Source organism: Microbacterium sp. W4I20 (genome assembly GCF_030816505.1).
Classification (GTDB): domain Bacteria; phylum Actinomycetota; class Actinomycetes; order Actinomycetales; family Microbacteriaceae; genus Microbacterium.
The window spans coordinates 2,928,536-2,951,440 of sequence record NZ_JAUSYB010000001.1 but is presented as its reverse complement, the minus strand read 5'-3'; the positions used below and the strand labels follow the sequence as shown (position 1 = coordinate 2,951,440).

Below are 22,905 nucleotides of genomic sequence, written 5' to 3'. Positions count from 1 at the left end.
ATCGAGGCCGACAGGCGAGAAAGCGGATGCTGCGCGTCAGAGCACGAGGGACTGGATCGCGGCCGCGGCAGCGCCGCGGGCCCAGTCCTCGAAGGTGTGCGGACGCACCACGATGCGGCAGCGCGCGGCCGCCCCGAAGGCGTGCGCCTCGAAGGCACGGCGCAGCGTGGCGTCGTAGAGGTCGAAGTTCGACACCCCTTCACCGCCGATGATGACCAGTTCGGGTCCCGTGAGGTTCACGAGGGTCGCGATCGCGGTGCCGATGATCGCGGAGGCCTCTTGGAAGGCGGCCTCCGCGGCCCGATCGCCGCTGTGCGCGAGCTGCACGGCCTCGTCGATCGTGACCGGTCGGCCATGCGCGGCTGAGACGGCGGCTTCGATCGCGGCGGTCGATGCGACCGCCTCGACGCAGCCCTGCCGACCGCACGGGCAGATCCGCTGCGGGTCGGCGAGGGGCAGGTGCCCGATCTCGCCGGCCACGCCGTATGCGCCGGTGACGACCTGGCCGTTCAGGTGCAGGCCGCTGCCGATGCCGCGGCCGATCGTGACGATCGCGAACGACGCCGTGCCGAGACCGACACCGAACCAGTGCTCGCCGACGGTCAACGCGTGCACGTCGTTCTCGAGGGTCACCGGGCGGCCGAGCCGCTCCTGCAGACGCGCTCCGAACGGCTCGTCGCGCCACCCCATGATCGCCGATTCGCGCACGACACCCGCCTGCGTGTCGACATCGCCCGAGACGGAGACGCCGAGACCGGCGATCGCGGTGGAGCGGTCGCCGAGGGCAGCCTCGAGCACGCTGACGACATCGACGATGGCCTCGAGCGCGGCATCCGGGTCATGCTGCGGGAGCATCCGCCGTTCCACCGCGAGCACGGCGGTGCCGAGGTCGGTGGCGACCGCGATGATCTCGTCGACGTTGACCTTCACGCCGAGCATGATCATGGCCTCCGGCACGATCGAGACCGGGGCCACCGGCCGCCCGGGGTTGCCGTCGCGATGCGCTGCGGGCGGGGCATCGACGAGCCCGGCGGCCACGAGGGGCGAGACGGCCTTCGTCACGGCGGCCTGCGAGAGACCGGTGTGCCGCGCGATGTCGATGCGGCTGATCGGGCTGCGCGTGAGGATCGTCGCGAACACCTTCGACCCGGCATCCGAGGCGGAGCGGATCAGGGAGGTGCGTGCGGCGGTGTCGTGGTCCATCGAATTCCTCAGTCGTTATCGGCTACGGTAGCGAATCCTCAGGCCCGCCGTGCGGAGGAGGAGTCGACCGGCCCCAGGTGCGTCGCCGCGAACTCGAGGGCGTTCTCCTCGTCGAGGTCGCCGCCGGCTTCGTGCCCGTTGTACGGCCAGAGCACCGTGCGCTTCGCACCCGCGTACGCCGTGAAGGCGGGGAGGACGGATGCCGGTGGCGTGATGCCGTCGTGCAGCCCGGTGCTTAGCAGCGCGGGGGCGGTGGCCCGCTTGGCGTGGTTCACCCCGTCGAAGTAGCGCAGGGTGTCGAGCGCTGTGGCGGTGTCGAGCCGGCGGTCGGCGAAGTACTGGGTGAGGAGCGCGTAGGGCGCCTCGGTGCTCAGGTCGGCGGCGCGGTTGAGCTCGCAGAGGAACGGAGCCTGGATGATCGCGACCGCGAGATCCGGCACGAGCCCTGCGATCGCGAGCGCGATGCCGCCGCCCTGGCTCGCCCCGACCGTCCCGACGCGAGAGGCATCGACCGCATCCAGCGACCGCAGCGCCTCGACGGCGCGGACGGCGTCGGCATAGACCCGTCGGTAGTAGTACTCCCGCGGCGAGCGCAGCCCCCGGGTGAGGAAGCCGCCGGCCGAGGGACCGCCCTCGGGGTGGTCGTCGTCGGTGTCGCCGTGGCCCTGCCCGCGGGCGTCCACCACCAGGTGGGCGTAGCCCGCTGCGGCCCAGCGGAGGTCGCGCAGGGCATGGCCCCGCCCGTTGCCGTAGCCGAAGAGCTGCACGAGACCCGGTAGCGGCCCGGTCGCACCGCGCGGCATCCGAAGCCAGGCGCGGATGCGTGTGCCGCCGAATCCGCGGAACGTCACCTCGAAGACGTCGATCACGGTGAGCCGGGTCTCATACGGCTCGATCGTCACGTCGAGCGGGAAGCGCCGGGTCTCGGCGAGGGTCTCGGCCCAGAAGGCGTCGAAGTCGTCGGGTTCGGTCTGGGTGGTCGGCATGTCGACCATCACCGTCTCCCCGTGCAGCGGGATCTCAGTGGGCATTGTGATCTCAGCGGGCATCGGCGAGCACTTCCACCGTGGCCCCGGCCGGCACCGTGAGCGAGATGCGGCGGCCGTCGTGTTCGACGACCACGTCGCGATCCTCGTCGAGGAGGTTGCGCAGCTGCGCGTCGCGCACACGTCCGTCGCTCCAGGCGAGGTCGACCGCGATGCCGGTGCGGGCGCGGATGCCCTGCACGTCGCCCTCGCGCCAGTCCGACGGCAGGGCGGGCAGCAGCCGGATGACGCCGCCGTGGCTCTGCACCAGCAGCTCGGCGATCGACGCGGGGAACCCGAGGTTCGCGTCGATCTGGAACGGCGGGTGCGTGCTGAACAGGTTGGGCAGCAGGCCGCCCCACTCCGACCCGTCGACCGGCCCGTGCCGCATCGCGTCGCCGTCGAAGGCAGTGAGCGCCTCGTCGAGCAGCGACGCCGCGGTGTCGCCGTCGCCGATGCGGGCGCGCAGCGCGATCTTCCACGCCCACGACCAGCCCATGGCACCCGGTCCGCGGGCGTCGAGCAGGCGGATGCCGGCATCGAAGAGCTCGGGCGTGCGCTCACGAGTCGTCACGTCGAGGGGATGGATGCCGACCAGCGGGGTCATGTGCCGGTGCAGCGGTTCGACCTCCACGACGTCGGCCGACCATTCGCCGATGCGGCCGTCGGCGCGGATGATGACGGGGGCGAGACGGGCGAGTGCATCGTCGAGCTCGGCGACGAGCGGGTCGTCGTCGAGCTGCAGCACCTCGATCGCCGTGCGCGCGCGCTCGAACAGGCTCTGCAGGAGCAGCAGATCGGATGCCGAGGTGAGGCCGATCGCGGTGCCCTCGCCGTCCGGGGCGAAGAACGAGTTCTCGGGCGACGTCGAGGGCGAGGTGCGGAGCCGCCCCTCCCCGTCGGGCACGAGCCAGTCGAGCCCGAACTCGACGGCGCCGCGCAGCAGCGGCCAGATGCGCGTGCGCAGCAGCTCGCGGTCGCCGCCGAACTCGTACGCGTCCCAGAGGTTGTGCGTGAGCCAGACGCCCCCCATCATCCAGATCGCCCAGCTCGGAGCGCCGTGACCACCACCGACCGGGAGCGCCCAGCCCCACACGTCGGAGTTGTGATGCCCGACCCAGCCGCGGGCGCCGTACAGGTCGCGGGCCACATCGGCGCCGTTCCCGGCGAGCTTCTCGACCATGGCGAGCAGCGGTTCGAACGCGTCATCCATGCCCAGGACGGGAGCGGCCCAGTAGTTCATCTCAGTGTTGATGTTGACCGTGTAGTTCGACGACCACGCGGGTTGCAGCTCGTCGTTCCAGATGCCCTGCAGGTTCGCCGCCGGGCTCCCCGCACGCGAGCACGAGGCGAGCAGGTACGCGCCGAACTCGGCGATCACGGTCGCCTTCAACGGCAGGTCGGCGCCGTGGAGGATGTCGCGATCGACATCCCAGGTGCCTTCCCGCCGGCCGCCGATCGCGAACCTCGCCGGAGTCGCACGCCGGAAGTCGGCGATGTGCTCCTCGAGCAGTGCCGATGCACCGCGGCGAACCGCGGCATCCGACTGCACTGTGGCGTGGTTCCGGATCGCCTCGCGAGAGGCGATCCGTGCTCCTTCGTCTTCGCCGGCCCACCACGACGCGGCGCGGGACGAAGAGGAGAGGGCGATCAGCAGCCGGCGGGCTCCGCGGAACGTCACGCCGTCGGGCGTCCGCTCCGCGAGTCCATCGGTGCTCCAGGCGACGGCGACGGCCGCGAAGGCGTCGAACGCCTCGGAGTCGTCGTCGGCGTAGGTCAGGGGCGGTTCGACCGCGGTCTCGTGCAGCGGCGCGCCATCGATCGGCGCCACGACGTCGAGCGTCATGCCGGACAGGTCGGGCAACACGGTCGATCCCACCTCGCGCAACGGAGTGCGCAGGCCGACGGATGCCGTGAACGCGGCATCCGCGGTGATCTCCACGATCAGCGCCTGGGCGGGTGCCGAGATCCACGAGCGGCGACGCACAGTGCCACCGGGGACCGAGAGCTCCTCGGTGTTCACGGCCTCGTCGAGGTCGAGCACCCGGGCGGGCTCGATCGCCTCGGCATCCTCGATGCGCACGTCGAGGTCTGCGAGCGGCAGGAACTCCTGGGAGTACGGACCCTCGAAGGCCATCAGCAGCTCTTCCGCCTCGCGGACGCGGCCGTCGTCGAGAGCGGCGCGGATGCGGGCCAGGCGCTCGGGTCCCGCACCGGCGGCGCGCACATCGCGGAGGGCGTCGGCGGGTCCGTCGGGAGTGCCCGACCAGACAGTCGCGTCGTTGAGGGCATAGCGACCGGATGCACCGCCGAACAGCATCGCGCCGATGCGGCCGTTGCCCAACGGGGTGGCCTCGTTCCAGCTCGATGCGGGCGAATTCCACGCCAGACGCAGCGTTTCGACGGGGCGAGGACGGGTCTCAGGGTGGGGACGCGGCATGGTCTTCCTTGACGAGATGGCTGCTTGCGGTATCAACCTAATCGTGATTAATTACCGGTGTCAAGTAATTGGGCACCTGGGGACCGTGCGAAGAAGCGCGGGGTTCACCGTCGAACCACCATGAGAGGAAGACATGTTCCACAACGACCGCCCGACCCCGAGGCTGAGATGGCCTGCCGCCCTGGCCGCCGCCACCCTCGCGCTCGGCATGGGAGCCGCGTCCGCCCAGGCCTCCGAGGCGCCCGCCGCATCCGCCTCGCCGTCAGCGCCGTCCGCCGCAACGGCATCCGCCACGACGCTCGCCGCGGCCGCGGCGAGGCCGGACGAGCCGCTCGGCGCGCGCCCGTACATGGGCTGGAGCAGCTACAGCATGCAGGTCTACGCCGGTGACGGCAAGAAGTGGATCAGCGCCGAGCAGATCATCGCGCAGTCCGATGCGATGCACGACAAGCTGCAGAAGTTCGGATACGAGTACATCAACATCGATGCCGGCTGGAACGGCGGCGTCGACGCCAACGGTCGCCCGGTTCCCAGCGAGACCCTCTACCCCGACGGCCTGCAGGCCGTGATCGACCACGTGCACGACAACGGCCAGAAGGTGGGGCTGTACTTCATCCCGGGCATCTCGGCCGAAGTCTACGAGGCCGAGCTGCCGATCGCCGGCGCCCCCGAATGCACCACGGGCGACGTCGTCAAGCGACCCCTGCAGCAGGCGGACTACTGGGGCATCGGGCATCGCATCGATTTCTCGACCCCGTGCGGGCAGGCCTACATCGACTCGATCGCCGACATGCTCGGCGAGTGGGGCGTCGACTTCGTGAAGTTCGACAGTGTGACGCCGGGATCCGGGATCGGCGACCTGTCGATCGATGCCCGTGACGACGTCGCCGCCTGGTCGACGGCGCTCGAGCGCAACGACATCTGGTTCGAGCTCTCCTGGGCGCTCGACATCCGCTACGCCGACTTCTGGAAGGAACACGCGAACGGCTGGCGCGTCGACTGGGACGTCGAGTGCTACTGCGAGAACGAGGCGCTCACCACGTGGGACAACATCTCGCGACTGTTCCCCAAGGCCGCCGACTGGTGGCGGCACGCCGGTCCCGGCACGGGCTGGAACGACTTCGACTCGCTGAACGTCGGCAACGGCGCGATGGACGGCCTCACCAAGGACGAGCGTCGCACGGCTGCGACCTTCTGGGCCGTGGGAGCCGCACCGATGTACGTCGGCAACGACATGACCAACCTCGACGAGTACGGGCTGGAGCTGCTGACCAACAAGGAGGTCATCGCGGTGAACCAGGCCGGGCGCCCCGCGCACCCCGTCTCGACGGCCACCCCGCGACAGACCTGGTTCGCGGTCAACGCCGACGGGTCGGTCACGGTCGCCGTGTTCAACCTCGGGCGGACCGACGCCGACATCACCGTCCCGCTCGCCGACCTCGGCATCGACGGCTCCGCGAAGGTGCGCGACCTGTGGCGCAAGAAGAACCTCGGCACCGCGAACGGGGAGTTCGTCGCCGAGGACGTGCCGCTCCACGGCACCCGCCTGTTCACCTTCACGCCGGCGAAGAAGAGCACCATCACGCTCAACGACGACGACGCTCGCCTCGTCTACGACGGGGACTGGGCCCGCAACGGCGGCAAGGAGGTCCCGGCGCGCACGCAGGCGCTCACCGTGTCGAGCTTCGACTCGTCGGATGGTGGAGAAGCACCCGAGACCGGCGCCTCGAACATCGTCAGCATCAACAACGACGGCCCCGGCATCGTCTACAGCGGCACCTGGAGCCGTAGCGGCGGCCGCGGCATGGGCGACTACCAGGACGACGTGCAGTACAGCGAGGCCGACGGTTCGGCGTTCGAGTACTCGTTCGTCGGCACCGGCATCGACTGGGTGACCGAGACGCACTCGTCCCAGGGCGAGGCCGAGGTCTTCCTCGACGGCGTGCTGGTCGACACGGTCGACACCTTCCAGGCCGAGGGGCGGGGTGTGCAGCAGGTCGTCTACGGCGTGCGGGATCTGCCGAACGGCAGCCACACCCTGCGGGTCGTGAAGAAGTCGGGGCAGTTCATGCTGATCGACAAGCTCGACGTCGTGCAGGAGGGCGTGCTCGACATCGACCACGTGGCATTCGATCGGGCACAGCCGGCGGATGCCGTCGTGACGCTCGGCCGCGATCCGGGCGAGTTCCTCGGGGTGTTCCGGGGCGGCAAGGCGCTGACGGCGGGAACGGACTACACGGTCGACGGCCGCGAGGTGACGATCGGCAGCACGCTGCTCGCCACCCTGCCGGACGGTGACACGGCGCTGGACTTCCGCTTCCGCGGTGACCTGCGCGACGACGTGCACTGGACGGGCACGGACGGCGCCTCCGTCTCGCTCGCCTTCACGGGATCGAAGGTCACGCTCACGGGTGCCATCGGCCCCGACCAGGGCACGGCCGAGATCTACATCGACGACAAGCTGGTCGACACGATCGACCTGCACGGCGACGCACGACTCAGCCGACAGACGCTCTTCACGAGCGCCGACCTGCGCAAGGGCGAGCACACGATCCGGATCGTCAAGGCCTCGGGCGACGTGCTCCGCATCGACGGCCTGTCGTATGTGACCCGCTGATGGTCGGTGGCGGGCGGCCTCTCGGGCCGCCCGCCACCTCTCCGATCGCTCAGAAACGGCGCGCCCCGGTCTCCCGAGGCGCGCCGTTCGGCCGCGAGGTCCGAAACCGCTACTGCTGGATGAACGCCAGCAGGTCGGGGTTGATGACGTCGGCGTGCACCGTCAGCATCCCGTGCGGGTAGCCCTCGTAGATCTTGAGGGTGGAGTCGCTGAGCAGCTCGTGCTGCTTGACCGACGCGTCGCGGTAGGGGACGACCTGATCGTCGTCGCCCTGCGTGACCAGGACCGGCACGGAGATGGCCTTCAGATCCTCGGTCTGGTCGGTCTCGGAGAACGCCTTGATGCCCTCGTAGTGAGCCAGCGCGCTGCCCATCATCCCCTGGCGCCACCAGTTGGCGATCACCGGCTCCGACACGGCGGCACCCTCGCGGTTGAAGCCGTAGAAGGGCCCGGATGCCACGGCCTGGTAGAACTCGGCCCGGTTCGCGGCGAGCGCGCTGCGGAATCCGTCGAAGACCGAGACGGGAGTGCCGTCGGGGTTCGCCTCGGTCTGCACCATCAACGGCGGAACCGACGACACGAGGATGGCCTTCGCCACCCGCCCCTGCGGCTCTCCGTACTGCGCGACGTAGCGGGCGACCTGGCCGCCGCCGGTCGAGTGACCGATGTGAATCGCATTGCGCAGGTCGAGGTGCTCGACCACCGCGTTCGCGTCGCTGGCGTAGTGGTCCATGTCGTGCCCGGTGCTGATCTGCGAGGACCGGCCGTGCCCGCGCCGGTCGCTGGCGATGACACGGAAGCCCTTCTCGAGGAAGAACAGCATCTGCGCGTCCCAGTCGTCGGCCGACAGCGGCCAGCCGTGGTGGAACATGATGGGCTGGGCGTCGCGGTCGCCCCAGTCCTTGAAGTAGATCTCCGCACCGTCATCCGTGGTCACAAAAGCCATGAGGGTCTCCAAGTCGTGTCGTTTCGAGTGTGCTCTCGAGCGGGGAGCGCTCCCACGGTAACGCTCGAACCGGTCGCAGAGGCTCCTACATTTGTCGCGTGATCGGCGACATCAGCGGCGGCTCGGCGCGAGGAGGGGGATGCCGGCGCCGAGCCGCCGTCCGTAGTCGGCGATCGCCCGGGCGATCGGCAGACGGTCGGCGTCGAAACCGGCGAGAGCGCGCGGGACGTCGTGCTCGCCCAGCAGCGCGGCCAGCGTCATCGCATCGCCGGCCGCCTTCGCCGCCCCCATCGCGGTATGCGGCCGGACCACGGCGGCGGCGTCGCCGATCAGGGCCACCCGGCCCCGCGTCATCCGCGGCGGAACGTAGTCGAAGATGGCCTGCAGGAACGGTGAGCCCTCTGCCTCGACCGCCTCGGCGAACGGCGGCGGAAGCTCGCGGTGCGCATCGCGCACGAGTTCGTCGCGGAGGGTGCGCGGAAGCTCTCCCGGGGCGGTGGACACGCTCCCCGCACTCCGACCCACCGCGCTCATGAGGGCGGCCAGATCAGCGGCGGTGAGAGGTCGATACCAGACCCAGTTGTAGCGGCGGTCGCCCCGCCGGGTCTCCCCGGCCGACCCCGGGACGAGGTAGCCGAGCATGTGCGCACCCGGCGCGGTGAAGAACGCGAAGCGCTCGAGCAGGGTCCGCGCCGACGTCGGCGGCAGCGACAGCTCGGGCACGAGGCCGCGCCACGTCACGTAGCCCACGTAGGTGTTCTCGTGCGCCTCGGGGGCCACGGCACGGCGCACGACGGAGCGCAGTCCATCGGCCCCGACAACGAGATCGAACCGTGCCTCCGCGCCGTCGGCGAAGGCGATCACCGCCTCCTCGCCGTCGGTGCGCACGGCGGTCACAGCTGCTCCCAACCGATACCCCTCCTGCGGCAGTCGCGATCGGAACTCCTCGTAGAGCACGTCCCACGACAGCTGCACCTGCGGCGTGGCATCGCGGGAGAGCACGCGACCCGAACGATCCAGGGTGATGCGCTCGTACGCCTCCACCCCGAAGCTGTCGTCGACATGGATGCCGACGGCACGCGACACCTCGAAGAGCTCCTGCTGCGCCACGAGTCCCGCACCCCGCCGGGACAGCCCCTCGGTCGATCGCTCGAAGACCGTCACCGTGTGCCCCGCCTGGTGCAGCAGAACGGCGGCGAAGAGGCCGCCGAGCGAGCCGCCGATCACGGCGATGTTCAGAGTGGAGCGGGAGCGTGCAGGCATGGGTTCTTCCTCACATCCTCACGGAGAGGTGGCCGAGCCGGACTTCGCTCGTCGGGTCATCGCGATGCCGGCCGCCACCGTCGAGAGCAGCACCAGCGCGACGAAGACGACGAGCACGAGATTCTCGGGGAGGAACACCAGCGCGACCCCGACGGCGAGAACAGGGAGCGCCAAGCCGCAGTAGGCGATCAGGAAGATCAGAGCCAGGGTCTCCCCATGCCTCGTCGGCTCGGCGAGACCGGATGCCGTGGCGATGGACGACTTGAACAGGACTCCCACGCCGAGCCCGGCGACGATGCCGCCGAGGAGGAAGACGGCCAACTGCGGGACCAGCGCGCCCGCAGCCACCGCGGCGAGACCGATGCCGCAACTGACGGTCGCGATCATCAGCTGACGCCCGAGCGGCAGCTTCGCGAGCGCCAGCTGACCGACCGCGGCCGCGCCGAACACGGCGAACGTCGTCGCGCCCGCGACCAGATGGTCGCCCTCCTGGAAGGTGCCGGCGAGGATCGACGGGGCGAGAGAGGTGAACAGTCCCAGCAGCGCGAACGCCGCGAACGCCCCGAAGCCGGCGGCGATGAACGCACCGCGCGAACCGGCCGGAAGAGCGAGTCGCTGCGGCCGGTAGTGCACCCGGTCGGTGGGCGGGTCCACCGTCTCCGGCACGCCCGTCACGACGATCCCGGCGAGGATCAGGATGACGAGGAACACGACGTGCGGGGTGAAGAGCGGGGCAGGAAGGAATTCGGCGAACAGTCCCCCGATGAGCGGTCCGAGGGCGAGCCCGCCGAGGTTCGCGGCGCCGGCGACCGAGGCGGCGACGACGGCGTTCTCATCGGGTCGGGCCGTCGCGCGCAGCTCACCCAGATGGGCGGTCGCCGTCGCGGTGAGGATCCCGACGCTGACGCCGTTGATCAGGCGGGCGACGATGAGTCCCTCCGGGGTCCTCCACAGCAGGAAGAGCACGGCGGACAGCGCGGAGACGAGGACCGCGATGAGCAGCATCCGTCGCCTCCCCGCCCAATCGCTGATGTGCCCCACGAAGAACAGGCTGAACACGACCCCGACCGCATAGGCGGCGAAGATGACCGTGATCATCCAGACCGGGAAACCGTCGCGCTCCTGGTACAGCGGGTACAGCGGGGTCGGCACGGTGGAGTACGCCATGACCAGCAGAAAGGTGGTCGCGACGATCCAGAACCCGCCGCCGTGCGAGGCGCGAGCCCGAGGGGTCGTCGGCGAGACGCCGCTCATGCGTCCGAGCCGGCATCCGCCAGCGACTCGAGCACCGTCGCGGACGGCGCGAAGAAGGTCGAGCCGGTGAGCGGCACCGAGAAGTCCAGGAGCCGGTCGTGCACCCCCGGCGGGTCGCCGATGAACATGCGCTCGAGCATCTTCTCGATCACCCACAGGTGACGGGTGTAGCCGATGAAGTACGTGCCGAACTCGTCGGTGCCCGGGCTCCCGAACGGCATGTTGTCGCGGAGGATGTCGTGCTCCTGCCCGTCGACGACGATCGTGGAGAGCGTCTTGTGCGACTTCTGGCCGGAGACGGCGTCGTCGAGCTCGATGTTGTCGGCCTTGGTGCGGCCGATGATCGCCTCCTGCTGCTCGGTGGTCAGCGCCTGCCATGCGCGCAGCGGATGCGTGTACTTCTGCACGACGACGTAACTGCCGCCTGCGTTCTCGGGGTCTTCGTCTCCCACGAGCGTCGCTTCGGGGAGCGCGGCGCCGACAGGGTTCGCGGTGCCGTCGACGAAGCCGAGCAGATCGCGGATGTCGAAGTATCGGAATCCCACGGTCTCGTCGACGACGTCGACCGCACCCGCGAGCAGGTCGAGGAGCTGACGTTCCAGTTCGAACACGAGATCCCGGCGGTCCGAGCGGATGTGGAAGAGGATGTCCCCCGGCGTCGCGATGGCCGTGTGCTGGGCGCCGACGACCGGACGAAACGGATGCAGCTCGCTCGGGAGCGGTCGGCCGGTGAGCGGCGTCCACACGCGAGCCCCGATCCCGGCGATGCACGACAGCGCAGCATCCAGGTCGCGGAAGGCGACGTTCTTGACGACCTCACCCAGGCTGCCGAGGGTGTCGCGCACGGTGTCGAGCGCCGCCTGGTCGTCATGCACCCGCAGCACGAGGAACACGGCGCAGCCGCTGAGCGGCGCATCGACCGTCTGGGCTTCGATGGGGACGCGACGCGAAGCCGCAGGAGATGAACTCACGTCTTCCTCCGATCGGTGAGGCGTCCACTCTACGAGGGCGGCGGCACGTCGGCACTCGACGGATGTCGAGGATGGCTACACGCGTCCCGTGGCTTCCCACATCCGGATCAGCTTGAGCGAGAGGTGCAGGGTGCTGCGCTTCATGCCGTCGGCGAGTGCGTCGCGCACCACAGACGGCATCTTCTCGAGGCGGTAGTAGAGCGTCGTCCGATGCACGAAGAGCAGCTCGCAGGCGGCCACGACATTGCCGCTCACGTCGAGATAGGTCTCCACCGTGCGACGCTGCGACTCACCGCCCTCGAAGTAGAGGGCGTGCGCGGCCGGCGAGATCACTCGCAGCCGCGCGGGCTCGACCGTGGACGAGGCCAGGAGGAGCCATCCGCCCAACTCTGCGACGTCGACGCCCGGCTGGAACGCCTCGAACGTGGCCGAGAGCTCGGCGGCGCTCGAAGCCTCGTGCGCCGCCGCCCAGAGGTCTTCCGCGCCCGGCGACGGTGACGCCGTGCCGATGCCGAGAACGCGAATGCCGTGGGCGGCCGCGTCCGCGATGATCTCGTCGTGGAGTGGCACCTCGGAGGGTGCGCTCATCAGATACAGCGTGCCCCTGCTCACGCCCAGAGAGGCGAAGGGAAGGTGCCGGGCGGCCGCGAGGCGGCGACCCATCGCCACCAGCATGACGGTGCTGACGGCGGAGTCGACGCGCACGGCATGGATGCGTGTTCCCTCGCCGCCGCGAATCCATAGCTGCCCCGTCGCGACGGCGAAGGCCGTGCGGCGCACGGCGACATGGTCGGCGAGCAGATCGGCGAACACCTCGTCGCGCCCGGGTGCGGCGGGGAGGGCGCGATCGTCGAGGACCGCGCGCACCAGCGAGACGGCAGCATCCAGCGCATCGAGGTGACCGCGCGGCAGCGGGCGTCGTTCGTCGGCGAGCACGAGGATGCGCCCGAGGAACCCGGCGCGCCCGGTGACCGGCGTCTCGAGGTCGATCTCGTCGTTCGCCGTCTCCTCGACCGGGGTCAGGATCCGCAGGTGGCGGGTGACGTCCGACGGCGAGCCGCTGCGCACCGTGAGGGCGCGCTGTTCGTCGTGGACGACCACCGTCCGGTCGAGGAGCACGGACAACTCCTCGACGACTCCCCGGAGAGAGGCTGCGCGGTCTCCGTGCGGTGCGAGGGCGACATCGGTCATCAGACACTCCCCTGCTCGGTGGTGTTGCTGCGATTGAACCGCGTCGCGGCGCCGCGCACCAGGCAGAAAGCAGGCAGAAATCGAGGAGGTGTGCCCCGGCTCGTCGCGTCAACGGACGGATGTCGAGACGTGCACGACATCCGTCGGAACTCACCCGTGGTCTTCGGACGTAGCTTCAGAGGGTTGTTTCCCCGGTTCCGAGGCAGGCGAATGGCTCCCCCGCTCACGTACGTTCTCGTGCACGGTGCTTTCACCGACGCCTCCTGCTGGTGGCCGATCACCCTCAGGCTCCTGGGCAGCGGGCATCGGGTCCTCGCACCGCCGATCATGATGCGCAGCTTCGCCGGCGACTGCGCGTACATCCGTTGCGTCGTCGATCGGATCGACGGACCGGTCATCCTCGTCGGTCACGGCTACGGCGGCGCCGTCGCGGCGGTCGCCGGGGCCTCGACGCAGGTCGTCGGGTTGGTGTTCATCGACGGCTACGTGCTCGACGCCGGCGAGAACATCGCCGAGCTGCGCGAGCTCTTCCCGCGCGCCGACATCGCTCGTCACCTGGTTGCCGCCCTCTTCCGCGACGAGCGCGACACGGTCGGCACCGAGCTCAGCATCGACATCCCGCAGTTCCCGTTCCTCGTCGCCGAAGGCCTGTCCGACGACGAGGCACAGGTGCTGGCGGTCTCGCAGCGGCCGATCGCCGTCGCCGCTCTGTCGGAGCGCGCCCCGACCGCCGCCTGGCGCCATCGACCGACCTGGGGAGTCGTCTCCCTCGGCGACCGCACCATCCATCCCGACCTGCAGCGCTTCGGATGCCGGCGCGCGCAGGCCCGGCGAATCCTCGAACTGGATGCGCCGCATCTGGTCATGCGCACCCACCCGACGGAGATCGTCGACCTCCTGCTCGACGCCGCCGCCGATCTGATCCCGTAGAGTCCGGCTTTGCGCGGCATCTGCTGATCTGCCACTCTCCTCATCAGGACTAGGGAGAAGAGGGACCCGTGTCGCAGCATCCGTTCGGTACTCTCCTGCGCCGCCGACGCCAGCATGCCGATCTCACCATCGAGCGCCTGTCGGAGCGATCCGGCGTGAGCCCGCGAACCATCGGCGACATCGAGCGCGGGAAGAGCATCGGCCCGCAGCGACGCACGGTCATCGCGCTCGCCGACGGTCTCGAGCTCACCGGACAAGAGCGGGCCGAGTTCCTCGGTGCCGCACGTCCCGGTCGTCGGGGAGCGACGGGCGATCACACCTCCGCCGCGATCCGCCCGCTCCGACTGCCGGACTTCAGCGGGCGCGAGGAGCAGATGCGGGTTATCGCCGCGATGCTGTCACCGGCGGACACCGCGACGTCGACACCGATCCTGATCACCGGCACGGGCGGGGTCGGCAAGACGACGGTCGCTCTCGAAGCCCTCCATCGCGCGACGGGTGACAGCACCGACGTCCTGTTCGTCAACGTGCACAGCCCCGACACGCTCCCCCTCTCTCCACTGCAGGTGCTCCAGGCACTCCTCCGACAGACCGCCACCCGTGAGGAACCCGACACGATGGACGACGCCGTCGCCGCCTGGCGTCGAGCGAGCGCATCCGGGACTCTCGCCGTGCTCCTCGACAACGTGACGGTCGAGGAGCAGGTTCGACCGGTGCTGACCGCGTCGCACCCGGTGCGGGTCGTGCTCACCTCGCGGCGCTCGCTGGCCGGGCTCGAAGGCTCCCGCCGCGTCGTGCTCGGCCCGCTCGCGCGGCCCGACGGCATCGCGTTCCTCACCCGGATGATCCCTGAGCCCCAGCGCACCCGCGGCGACCTCGACGAACTCGCCCAGCTGTGCTCCGACCTTCCCCTCGCGCTCCGGATCGCGGGCAATCGCATCACGTCGCGACCTGCCTGGACCGTCGAGGACTACACGGCGCGCCTGCGCGCAGAGGCCACTCGACTCCGGCATCTGGTCGCGGGAGACCTGCGTGTCGCATCGACGTTCGCGCTCTCGTTCGACGCCCTCACCCCGAGATCGCAGCTGGTCTTCCGCAGCATCCCGCTGATCACCGGTTCGTCGTTCCGTGCCGACATGGTCGCGTCGATGCATCCGTTGGAGGACGAGACGACCGCAGAGATCCTCGACGAGCTGACCGACCTCGCTCTGCTCGAGCCGCTGAGCGGTGAGCGATACCGGATCCACGATCTGCTCCGCATCTTCGCCGAGGAGCAGCTCGTCGCGGCGCAGTCGGCCGACGACATCGACGCCCAGCGCGCTCGGCTTCGCCGGTGGACGCTCGATACGACTCGCACGATGGCGCTGTTCACCGAGGAGATGGATGCCGCCGCCGGCGCCGGGGATGTGACTCTCGCATCGGCGCGAGACTGGCTCACCACGGAATCCGATTCGTGGCTCGAAGCTCTCAAGGTCGCCGCGGCCAGTCCGACGGACCCGCAGGAACCGGTTCTCGCGGCCGCCGGCGCGCTCATCCGCTTCGCCGAGCGATGGCTCAGCTTCCCGCACTGGAGAACGGTCGCGCAGATCGCGGTCACCGCCGCCGAGCGTCTGGGCGACGGCGTGGCGCTGGCCGAGCAGCTGCAGATGATGGCCGCCCTCGAGCTCGCGCTCTTCGACGGCGATCCCGACCTCGCGCAGGAGATCGCGGTCCGTGCGCGCGCGGTGGCGGAGACGGCAGGAGCCCCCGAAGCCGCGTCGTGGGCGCTCATCTCGGTCGCGTGGAGCGAGACCCTGCGAGGAGAGACTGCGGCAGCACGGGAGTCGGCCGGCCTCGCGCTCGCGGAGGCGATCGCCCACGCGTCCCCCGAGGCGCAGGTGCAGAGCCGATACTGGATCGCCATGACTCTGATGGAGGACGACCCGGAGAGCGCTCTTGCACAGGCCGTCGAGATGCGCCGGACGCTCGACGAGCACGAGTCAGACCTCCCTCTCCGGGAGTGGAACACGGCGAACGGCGTCACGACGGCCATCGCGGCGAAAGCGCTCCTCGCGCTGGGCCGCTACGCCGAGGCCGTCGACGTGGCCGATCGGATCATGGACGACGCGTCGTTCTTCCCGCACGAGTCGGATTTCCTCGCCCGCGCGTACCGGCATCGCGGTTTCGCGCACCTCGGCCTCGGCGAGCACGAGAAGGCGCGCCTCGACCTGCGGCAGGCCCTCGATCTGGTCGAGGAGCACGAGCGCCCCGACTGGTGGGCGGCGGAGATCCTCGAGGCGCTGGTCCCACTCGAACAGCCGTGATGGTTCGTAGGCGTCAGCGCAGCGGGGTGATCCCCTGCGCCGCCCGCGGGAACGTCGCGAGCGTCGCCTCGTCGATGTTCAGGTGCGCGGCGACCAGCGACGGGGGCACGTGCGCCAGCCAGTTCGCCAGTGAGACCTCCTCATACCGGTCGGTACGGAAGACCTCGAGGAACTGGAGCACGTCGTCGCCGGTGTTCTCGACGTAGTGGCCGAGGTTCTTGCGCACCACTCCCACATCACCCGGCCGGAAGTCCGTCGTGTTAGCGTGCGGACCGGTGTCGAACACGGTCATCCGGGCCGATCCTCGCAGGTAGTACTGCCACTCGTCGGCGTTCGGGTGCCAGTGCAGTTCGCGCATCGAGCCCGGCTCGACGGTGACGAGCGCGGCGGCCACCGTGTTCGACAGCGGAAAATTGGTGCTGTCCGCGATCCGGATGCTGCCGCCGCTGTTCTCGTGCAGCGGCTGCGAGCGCGAGAGGCGGAAGATGATGGGTTCCGCGGCGCCCCACTCGACTCCGGCATCCGCCTGGTCCTGCGCGAGATCGCCGGGCTCGTCACCGGGGAAGATCCACAGGTTGTGCAGCGGGATGTCGGCGAAGGCCTCCTGCACCACCCCGAAGTTCTTCGCCAGCACATCGGGCGGAGTGTGCGCGAACCAGTCGGTGAGCAGCAGTGTGTTCGATTCGGACTGATCCCCGTCGTCGAAGGCGAGCACGAACTCGGCGCCGTCCGGTCCCAGCCCCTGAAGCGAGTGCGGGGTGCCGGCCGGGAAGAACCAGAGATCGCCCTCCTCGACGTCTTCCACGCTGGGGCGTCCGTCGCGGCTGAGGGTGGTCACCCGGCACTTCCCCCGCGTCATGACCGCCCATTCCGCGGTCTGATGCCAGTGCAGTTCGCGGATGCCGCCGGCCTGCAGGTACATGTTGACGCCCGCGATCTCCTCGGAGATGTGGAAGTCCTGACGTGTGAGCTCCCGCGCCCAGCCGCCGGCCTGCACCCGACGCGGCGAGATGTTGAACGACGACCAGAACATCGGCTGCGTGCTGATGTCGGTCCCCGGCGCATGAAGCTGGCTGGGGAACTGACTCTCGATGACGGGATTGCGCGGTCCTGTCATCGCGGTGCTCTGCGGATCGGCGAGCGTGTTGCCCTCGCCCTCCGGCGGCAGGTCGGGGTTGCCGAGGGTCGGCGTCTCGTGATGCGGTGCGGTCGGGTCCGTCGATTCCATTCCGGCGCTCCTTCGTCTGCGGCGGACCGGACCGCCGGCGAGGCCGAGCCTACGGTCGCCGCCGGCCTCATCCGTTCGACAGATGTCGAGGGATCGACGCGAACGTCCTCCGGAACGCCTCAGCGCGGGCGGATGCCGGCGATCAGGATGTCGAGGAAGAGCGCGCGGTCTTCGGGGGCGCCGATGCGCACGGCGTGCTCGACGCCGCAGATCAGGTGCTCGATCTGCACGATCGACAGGTCCGGGCGCACCAGTCCCGCCTCTCGGGCCCGCTGCAGCACCCCGTCGAAGGTGGCGAAGATCTCGATCTTCATCGCGCGGACGGACTCGTCCTCATCGTCGGGAGAGAGCAGCACCGCCTGCAGTCCGCCGTCCTGCAGCTGAAGCTCCAGGGCGGCGTCGAGGAACTCGACGAGGGCTTCCTCCGGATTCGGATGCTGCACCGCAGTGCGCGCGATCACCGACATCCGCTCGAGCGTCGCCGCGGAGAGCGCCTCGACCAGTGCGTGAACGGTCGGAAAATGCCGGTAGACCGTTCCGACTCCGACGCCGGCTTCCCGAGCGACGTCGTTCAGGCGCAGCGAGCCAGCATCGTGCGTCCGTGCGATGTCGAGGATCCGTGCGCGACTGCGCGCGGCATCCGATCGGATCTGTGCCATCTGTCGATCCTAACAGTGAAGTGGATAGGTCATCCGTTTGTGCTACCGTCTCAAACGGATAGATAATCCGCTTAAAGGATCAGAGGGACGAGATGAACTGGGACCCCGCACACCTGCCCGACCAGACCGGCCGCACGATCGTCGTCACCGGCGCCACCGCGGGTATCGGCTACTTCGCCGCGGAACAGCTCGCCGCGACAGGTGCCGAAGTCGTCTTGGCTTCGCGCTCGGAACCGAAGCTGCAAGTGGCGAAGACGGCGATCCTCCAGCAGGTTCCCGGTGCCGCAGTGCGGACTGTGGTGATCGATCTCGCCTCGTTCGACTCCGTGGCGCGCGCCGCCGACGAACTCCAGGACCTGCCGCGCATCGACGGCATCCTGCTCAACGGCGGGGCGATGAGCAGCGGTCGCGGCACCACGGCCGACGGCATCCCGCTGCTCCTCGGCACGCACGTCGTCGCGAACGTCCGTCTGATCGCGGGCGTCCTCCCGGCACTCGTGGCCAACGGCGAGTCGAACGGATCGGCGAGCCGGATCGTGCACACCTCGACCGGCTTCGTCGAGCAGTTCCGGATGGGAGTCGACGACGTCGGCGCGGCTCCCCGCGTGGCGATCGCCGCCTACACGAAGGCGAAGACCGTGACCGAGGTGTTCGCCTTCGAGCTCGACCGCCGACTGCGCGCGGCGGGCCTCCCGGTCGCCTCCCTCGTCGTGCGACCCGGCGTCGGGGTCGACGCCAGGACACCGGAGCGGGTCGGCATCCGCGATCGATCCACTCCCTACCAGCGCAACCCGTACACACCATGGGCGCAGGGCAAGGACACCGCGGCGTGGTCAGCCGTCCGCGCCCTCACCGATCCCGCCGCGCAGGGCGGTGACTACTACAGCCCCACCGGGCGCCTGCGGGGGCTGCCGGTGAAGATCGCTCCCCTCGCCCGCACCAGCACTCCACCCGCCGACCTCGCGGAGAGCGTGTGGGGCCAGCTCGAGAAGATCGCCGGAGTCCGCATTCCCCTGGGTGTCGCGTCGGGTTTCTAGGATGGTCTGATGCGCCTGCTTCTCATCCGTCACGGCCAGACCCCGTCGAACGAGCTCGGCCTGCTCGACACCCAGGCGCCGGGCCCCGGCCTGACCGCGCTCGGAGAACGCCAGGCGCTCGCTCTTCCTGAGGCTCTGAGGGACTGGGAGATCAGCAGCATCTCCGTCTCCACCCTCACGCGCACGTCACTGACTGCCGCGCCGCTCGCCGAAGATCGGGGTCTGACCCCGGTGATCGACGCGGGCCTGCGCGAGATCGACGCCGGTGACGACGAGATGGCGTCGGGCATGGCCGCATTCCGGCGGTACATCGGCGTCGCGTGGTCATGGGCGAAGGGCGATGTGGAGGCGCGGATGCCGGGATCGGAGAACGGCGTCGAGTTCTTCGACCGCTTCGACGGGGCCGTCGACCGGGCGATGAGCTCGGGCGGGCCGCATCCGGTCATCGTCAGCCACGGGGCGGCGATCCGCGTCTGGGTGGGCAGCCGCTGCCGCAACGTCGACGACCTGTTCCGCGCCGACATCGAGCTGCACAACACCGGCGGGGCGGTCGTCGAGCGCGATGACGCCGGCCTCTGGCACCTGCTCGAGTGGAAGTCGATGCCGATCGGCGGCGCCGAGCTCGACGCACCCAGCGATGCCGCGACGCAGGACCCGACGGGGTCGATGACCGCGGACGAGATCGACTGACACGACGAATCCGGGGTGGGCAGGGCCTCCCCCAACCCCACCCCGGATCCGGGTGGCCTTCGATTACTTCTTGAAGGCGTCCTTGACGTTCTCGCCGGCCTGCTTGACGTCGGACTTGGCCTGGTCGGCCTTGCCCTCGGCGACGAGCTTGTCGTTGTCGGTCGCGTTGCCGATCGCTTCCTTCGCCTTGCCGGCGATGTCCTGAGCGGCGTTCTTGATCTTGTCATCGAGTCCCATGAGGAGCTCCTTTCTTCGGTGGTGAACATGACTTACAGGTATGACGTGTGCACGGCACGATTCGTCACGAATTCGTGTGGATCAGTTCTCCGACCCCCTCCCGCACTGCCCCCGCCGGGATCCTTCACACCCTCGCGCCCGCGCGTGGAACGCACTCTGATTACATCGATCGCGGGAGGGCCGATGTCGCAGCGTGTGCATGCCGGGTCCCGCTCGTGCGGCGCGCGCTGAGCGGACCCCCACCGGCCTCGAAGACTCCGCACCACCTGTATTCCGGCATCCTGCACGCCGGCCTGAACCTTTCGTCCCCCACCCCCGTCTCTTCTCACAGGTGCGTCACCACGCACCGGGGGGAGATCACGTGAAGACGACGACGGATGCTGACGCGCTGCTGCGCGGCATCCACGAGCGCTATTCCGGGATGCTCCGCGGCTTCGTGATCGCGCTGCCCTACGACGTCGCGCTCGCCGACGACGTCGTGCAGGAGACGCTGCTGCGCGCCTGGCAGAACCCCGACATCCTCACCCGACCCGAGCCCGTGGTGCGGGCCTGGCTCTGCACGGTGGCGCGGAACCTCGTCACCGACGACCTGCGCAGCGCCCGGCGGCGACGCGAGGTCACCGTCGAGACGATGCCCGAAGAGGCGCACGACGACGACACCGAGCGCCTCTTCGAGCGCTGGGTCATCGCCGAGGCTCTGTCGACGCTCCCCGCCGACCACCAGGCCGTCATCAGCGGGGCGTACCACGGCGGCAAGAGCATCGCCCAGCTCGCCGTCGACTTCGGCATCCCCGCCGGCACCGTCAAATCACGTCTGCACTACGGCTTGCGCGCGCTGCGCCTGGCCCTGCAGGAGAGAGGCGTCGTCTCATGAACCACGACCAGTACAGCCAGTGGGATGCGGCCTACGTGATGGGGGTCCTGAGCGTCACGGAGCGGCATGAGTTCGAGCGCCACCTGTCGGCCTGCTCGTCCTGCCGGCGCGCGGTGAGCGATCTGGCACCGCTCCCCGGGCTGCTCGCTGCACTGCCCGCCACACCTCGGCAGGCGGATGCTGCGGCGGGAGCGCACGCGACGGCATCCGATCCCGCCTCTCTGGCCCAGCTGGCGGCGCGGGTGCGCGGCCGCAAGCGGAAGACGCGGATGCTGCTCGCCGCCGCCGCGGTCGGCCTGGTGTTCGTCGGCGGAGCCGCCGGCTACCTCGGCACGCAGGGCTTCGCCCCGACGACGGTCGCCGAGACGGAGTACGCCTCCGTGCGACTGGATCCGGTCGGCGAGAGCGGCGTGTACGCCGACCTCGCCATGACCGAACGCACCTGGGGCACGCGCCTCGACTGGTCCTGCACCTACCCGGCCGGCATCTCGGCCGGGCACGACTACGTGCTCGCCGTCACCGATCGCGCCGGCATGCGGCACGTCGTGGCGACCTGGACCGGCGACGGTGGAGCGCGCACGACCGGACTCTCGGCGGCGACCTCCACGTCGCTTGACCAGATCGCCCGCGTCGAGCTGTCGGCCACCCCCTCCGGCATCCTGCTCGCCGCCATCGACTACTGACCCCGCCCCACCCATCCCCAGCAACACAATCCCGCACCACAACCGGAGGAAGAACCATGTCCGCATCACCCCAGACCGCCCGCGCGACCGACCGTGCGACCGCTCCCGACCGCGCACTCCGCGATTCGCCCGCGGCGCGCATCTTCATCACGCTCACCCGCATCGCCCTCGGCTTCGTCTACCTGTGGGCGTTCGTCGACAAGCTCTTCGGCTTCGGACTCGCGACGCCGCCCGAGGGATCGGTGCTCGCCGGTCAGTCGCCGAGCGCGGGCTACCTGGGCAGCACCGAGGGCGCTCTCTCCGGGCTGTTCCATTCGCTCGCGGGCAACCCGGTGGTCGACGTCCTCTTCATGCTGGGCCTCGGTGCGGTCGGCGTGGCCCTCATCACCGGCATCGGCCTGCGCCTCGCCGCCGTCGGGGGAACCCTCGTGATGGGCGGCATCTACCTCAGCATGCTGCCCCTGTCGAACAACCCGATCGTCGACGACCACCTGATCTACATCCTCGTCGGCTGGCTGCTCGCCGCGATCGGCGCCGGTTCGGTCGCCGGGCTCGGCGCGCGGTGGCAGTCCCTGCCCTTCGTGAACGAGCGTCGCTGGCTGTACTGAGGCGGTCTCCTCTGACAGGCGGTCCCATCCGGCGAGCGATCGGCGACGAACAAGCAGCATGCGCCGTCTCCGATCGCTCGCCTCTGTGGCCGCCCTCGCTCTGGGGCTCAGTGCCTGCGCCGCCTCGCCGGCACCCGATGCGTCCCCGACGCCGGGGAGCGGACCGGTCGTCGCCTTCTACGGCGACTCGTACACACTGGGTACCGGCGCGAGCGACTCCGCACTGCGCTGGTCGACGGTCATCAGCGCCGACCGCGGCTGGCGCGAGTTCAACCCGAGCGTGAACGGGCTCGGGTTCGTCAATCACCGCAGCGACTTCGGTGAAGACGATCTGCCCGCGCTCGTCATCGCCCAGGAGCCCGACATCGTGTTCGTCACGATGGGGTTGAACGACAACTTCAGCTACGAGTCCCGCGCCGAGCTCATCCACGAGACGATCACCGCGGATCTCGTCCGACTGCGCGACGCCCTGCCCTCCGCGCGGATCATCGTCGTCGAGCCGTTCTGGTACACAGAGAAGCGTCCTGAATCGCTCACGGTGATCAGCGGCTGGGTCGAGGCGGCCGCCGCCGAGATCGGCGCGGACTGGATCCCCGACGCCAGCCACTGGCTCGACGGGCACTACGCCGGGTCGTCCGACAGCTGGATGGCGTCCGACGGCCTGCATCCGTCCGATCGTGGCTATGCGCACATGGCCGAGCAGATGGATGCTGCGCTCGAGCGGCTCGACCCGCCGCTGTAGGCCT

The 22,905-nt window shown here is 69.8% G+C and carries 20 protein-coding genes; 9 read left to right on the top strand and 11 right to left on the bottom strand.

Annotation, left to right across the window (positions count from 1 at the left end):
* Positions 1 to 36: 36 nt before the first annotated feature.
* The 3 genes from QFZ21_RS14385 to QFZ21_RS14375 are packed head-to-tail and all read right to left on the bottom strand — an operon-like array spanning position 37 to position 4,668.
* Positions 37 to 1,203, bottom strand: coding sequence for an ROK family transcriptional regulator (locus QFZ21_RS14385; protein WP_307378907.1), 1,167 nt, complete (start codon positions 1,201 to 1,203; stop codon positions 37 to 39).
* Between the two features lie 38 nt (positions 1,204 to 1,241).
* Positions 1,242 to 2,234 carry an acetylxylan esterase gene (locus QFZ21_RS14380; RefSeq protein ID WP_307378906.1) on the bottom strand — a complete coding sequence of 331 codons (993 nt, stop codon included), beginning with the start codon at positions 2,232 to 2,234 and terminating at the stop codon, positions 1,242 to 1,244.
* Positions 2,235 to 2,241: 7 nt separating this feature from the next.
* Positions 2,242 to 4,668, bottom strand: coding sequence for a glycoside hydrolase N-terminal domain-containing protein (locus QFZ21_RS14375; RefSeq protein ID WP_307378905.1), 2,427 nt, complete (start codon positions 4,666 to 4,668; stop codon positions 2,242 to 2,244).
* Between the two features lie 133 nt (positions 4,669 to 4,801).
* Between QFZ21_RS14375 and QFZ21_RS14370 the strand changes: the two genes are divergently transcribed.
* Positions 4,802 to 7,285 carry a X2-like carbohydrate binding domain-containing protein gene (locus tag QFZ21_RS14370; RefSeq protein WP_307378904.1) on the top strand — a complete coding sequence of 828 codons (2,484 nt, stop codon included), beginning with the start codon at positions 4,802 to 4,804 and terminating at the stop codon, positions 7,283 to 7,285.
* A 109-nt stretch (positions 7,286 to 7,394) separates the two neighbouring features.
* Here QFZ21_RS14370 and QFZ21_RS14365 read toward each other — a convergent pair whose 3' ends face one another.
* From QFZ21_RS14365 to QFZ21_RS14345, 5 genes are all read right to left on the bottom strand, one after another.
* Positions 7,395 to 8,231: an alpha/beta fold hydrolase gene (locus QFZ21_RS14365; protein WP_307378903.1), complete on the bottom strand. Its 837-nt coding sequence runs from the start codon at positions 8,229 to 8,231 to the stop codon at positions 7,395 to 7,397.
* A 111-nt stretch (positions 8,232 to 8,342) separates the two neighbouring features.
* Positions 8,343 to 9,494: an FAD-dependent monooxygenase gene (locus QFZ21_RS14360; protein WP_307378902.1), complete on the bottom strand. Its 1,152-nt coding sequence runs from the start codon at positions 9,492 to 9,494 to the stop codon at positions 8,343 to 8,345.
* Between the two features lie 18 nt (positions 9,495 to 9,512).
* The gene (locus QFZ21_RS14355; RefSeq protein WP_307378901.1) at positions 9,513 to 10,748 is read right to left on the bottom strand and encodes an MFS transporter; all 1,236 of its coding nucleotides are present in this window, start codon (positions 10,746 to 10,748) and stop codon (positions 9,513 to 9,515) included.
* A complete protein-coding gene (locus QFZ21_RS14350; RefSeq protein WP_307378900.1) occupies positions 10,745 to 11,719 on the bottom strand; it encodes a Dyp-type peroxidase in 975 nt (324 codons plus the stop codon). Before QFZ21_RS14350 ends, QFZ21_RS14355 begins: the two co-directional genes overlap by 4 nt.
* Before the next feature lie 75 nt (positions 11,720 to 11,794).
* Complete coding sequence (locus tag QFZ21_RS14345) at positions 11,795 to 12,910, bottom strand: helix-turn-helix domain-containing protein (RefSeq protein ID WP_307378898.1); 1,116 nt, start codon at positions 12,908 to 12,910, stop codon at positions 11,795 to 11,797.
* A gap of 210 nt (positions 12,911 to 13,120) precedes the next feature.
* Between QFZ21_RS14345 and QFZ21_RS14340 the strand changes: the two genes are divergently transcribed.
* Positions 13,121 to 13,840 carry an alpha/beta fold hydrolase gene (locus QFZ21_RS14340; protein ID WP_307378896.1) on the top strand — a complete coding sequence of 240 codons (720 nt, stop codon included), beginning with the start codon at positions 13,121 to 13,123 and terminating at the stop codon, positions 13,838 to 13,840.
* 68 nt (positions 13,841 to 13,908) lie between these two features.
* Entirely contained in the window at positions 13,909 to 16,143 is a 2,235-nt protein-coding gene (locus QFZ21_RS14335; protein ID WP_307378895.1) for a helix-turn-helix domain-containing protein, read from the top strand.
* A 13-nt stretch (positions 16,144 to 16,156) separates the two neighbouring features.
* On the opposite strand, the gene QFZ21_RS14330 is transcribed toward QFZ21_RS14335, so the two are convergent.
* Together QFZ21_RS14330 and QFZ21_RS14325 are read right to left on the bottom strand one after the other, a co-directional pair.
* Positions 16,157 to 17,371 (bottom strand): cupin domain-containing protein, encoded by a 1,215-nt coding sequence (locus QFZ21_RS14330; protein ID WP_307378894.1) that lies wholly within the window; start codon positions 17,369 to 17,371, stop codon positions 16,157 to 16,159.
* Between the two features lie 119 nt (positions 17,372 to 17,490).
* Positions 17,491 to 18,030: a TetR/AcrR family transcriptional regulator gene (locus QFZ21_RS14325; protein ID WP_307378893.1), complete on the bottom strand. Its 540-nt coding sequence runs from the start codon at positions 18,028 to 18,030 to the stop codon at positions 17,491 to 17,493.
* A 92-nt stretch (positions 18,031 to 18,122) separates the two neighbouring features.
* Here QFZ21_RS14325 and QFZ21_RS14320 point away from each other — a divergent pair, with 92 nt between their 5' ends.
* Positions 18,123 to 19,067 carry an SDR family NAD(P)-dependent oxidoreductase gene (locus QFZ21_RS14320; RefSeq protein ID WP_307378892.1) on the top strand — a complete coding sequence of 315 codons (945 nt, stop codon included), beginning with the start codon at positions 18,123 to 18,125 and terminating at the stop codon, positions 19,065 to 19,067.
* A gap of 9 nt (positions 19,068 to 19,076) precedes the next feature.
* The gene (locus QFZ21_RS14315; protein WP_307378890.1) at positions 19,077 to 19,757 is read left to right on the top strand and encodes a histidine phosphatase family protein; all 681 of its coding nucleotides are present in this window, start codon (positions 19,077 to 19,079) and stop codon (positions 19,755 to 19,757) included.
* 63 nt (positions 19,758 to 19,820) lie between these two features.
* Here QFZ21_RS14315 and QFZ21_RS14310 read toward each other — a convergent pair whose 3' ends face one another.
* Positions 19,821 to 19,994: a CsbD family protein gene (locus QFZ21_RS14310; protein ID WP_307378889.1), complete on the bottom strand. Its 174-nt coding sequence runs from the start codon at positions 19,992 to 19,994 to the stop codon at positions 19,821 to 19,823.
* 361 nt (positions 19,995 to 20,355) lie between these two features.
* On the opposite strand from QFZ21_RS14310, the gene QFZ21_RS14305 reads away from it, so the two are divergent.
* From QFZ21_RS14305 to QFZ21_RS14290, 4 genes are read left to right on the top strand one after another with little or no spacing between them, the layout of a single operon-like run.
* Positions 20,356 to 20,868 (top strand): sigma-70 family RNA polymerase sigma factor, encoded by a 513-nt coding sequence (locus tag QFZ21_RS14305; protein ID WP_307378887.1) that lies wholly within the window; start codon positions 20,356 to 20,358, stop codon positions 20,866 to 20,868.
* The gene (locus tag QFZ21_RS14300; protein ID WP_307378886.1) at positions 20,865 to 21,551 is read left to right on the top strand and encodes an anti-sigma factor; all 687 of its coding nucleotides are present in this window, start codon (positions 20,865 to 20,867) and stop codon (positions 21,549 to 21,551) included. Before QFZ21_RS14305 ends, QFZ21_RS14300 begins: the two co-directional genes overlap by 4 nt.
* A gap of 56 nt (positions 21,552 to 21,607) precedes the next feature.
* Positions 21,608 to 22,159, top strand: a complete 552-nt coding sequence (locus tag QFZ21_RS14295; protein WP_307378885.1) for a hypothetical protein — start codon at positions 21,608 to 21,610, stop codon at positions 22,157 to 22,159.
* A gap of 58 nt (positions 22,160 to 22,217) precedes the next feature.
* Positions 22,218 to 22,901 (top strand): SGNH/GDSL hydrolase family protein, encoded by a 684-nt coding sequence (locus QFZ21_RS14290; protein ID WP_307378884.1) that lies wholly within the window; start codon positions 22,218 to 22,220, stop codon positions 22,899 to 22,901.
* Positions 22,902 to 22,905 lie beyond the last annotated feature (4 nt).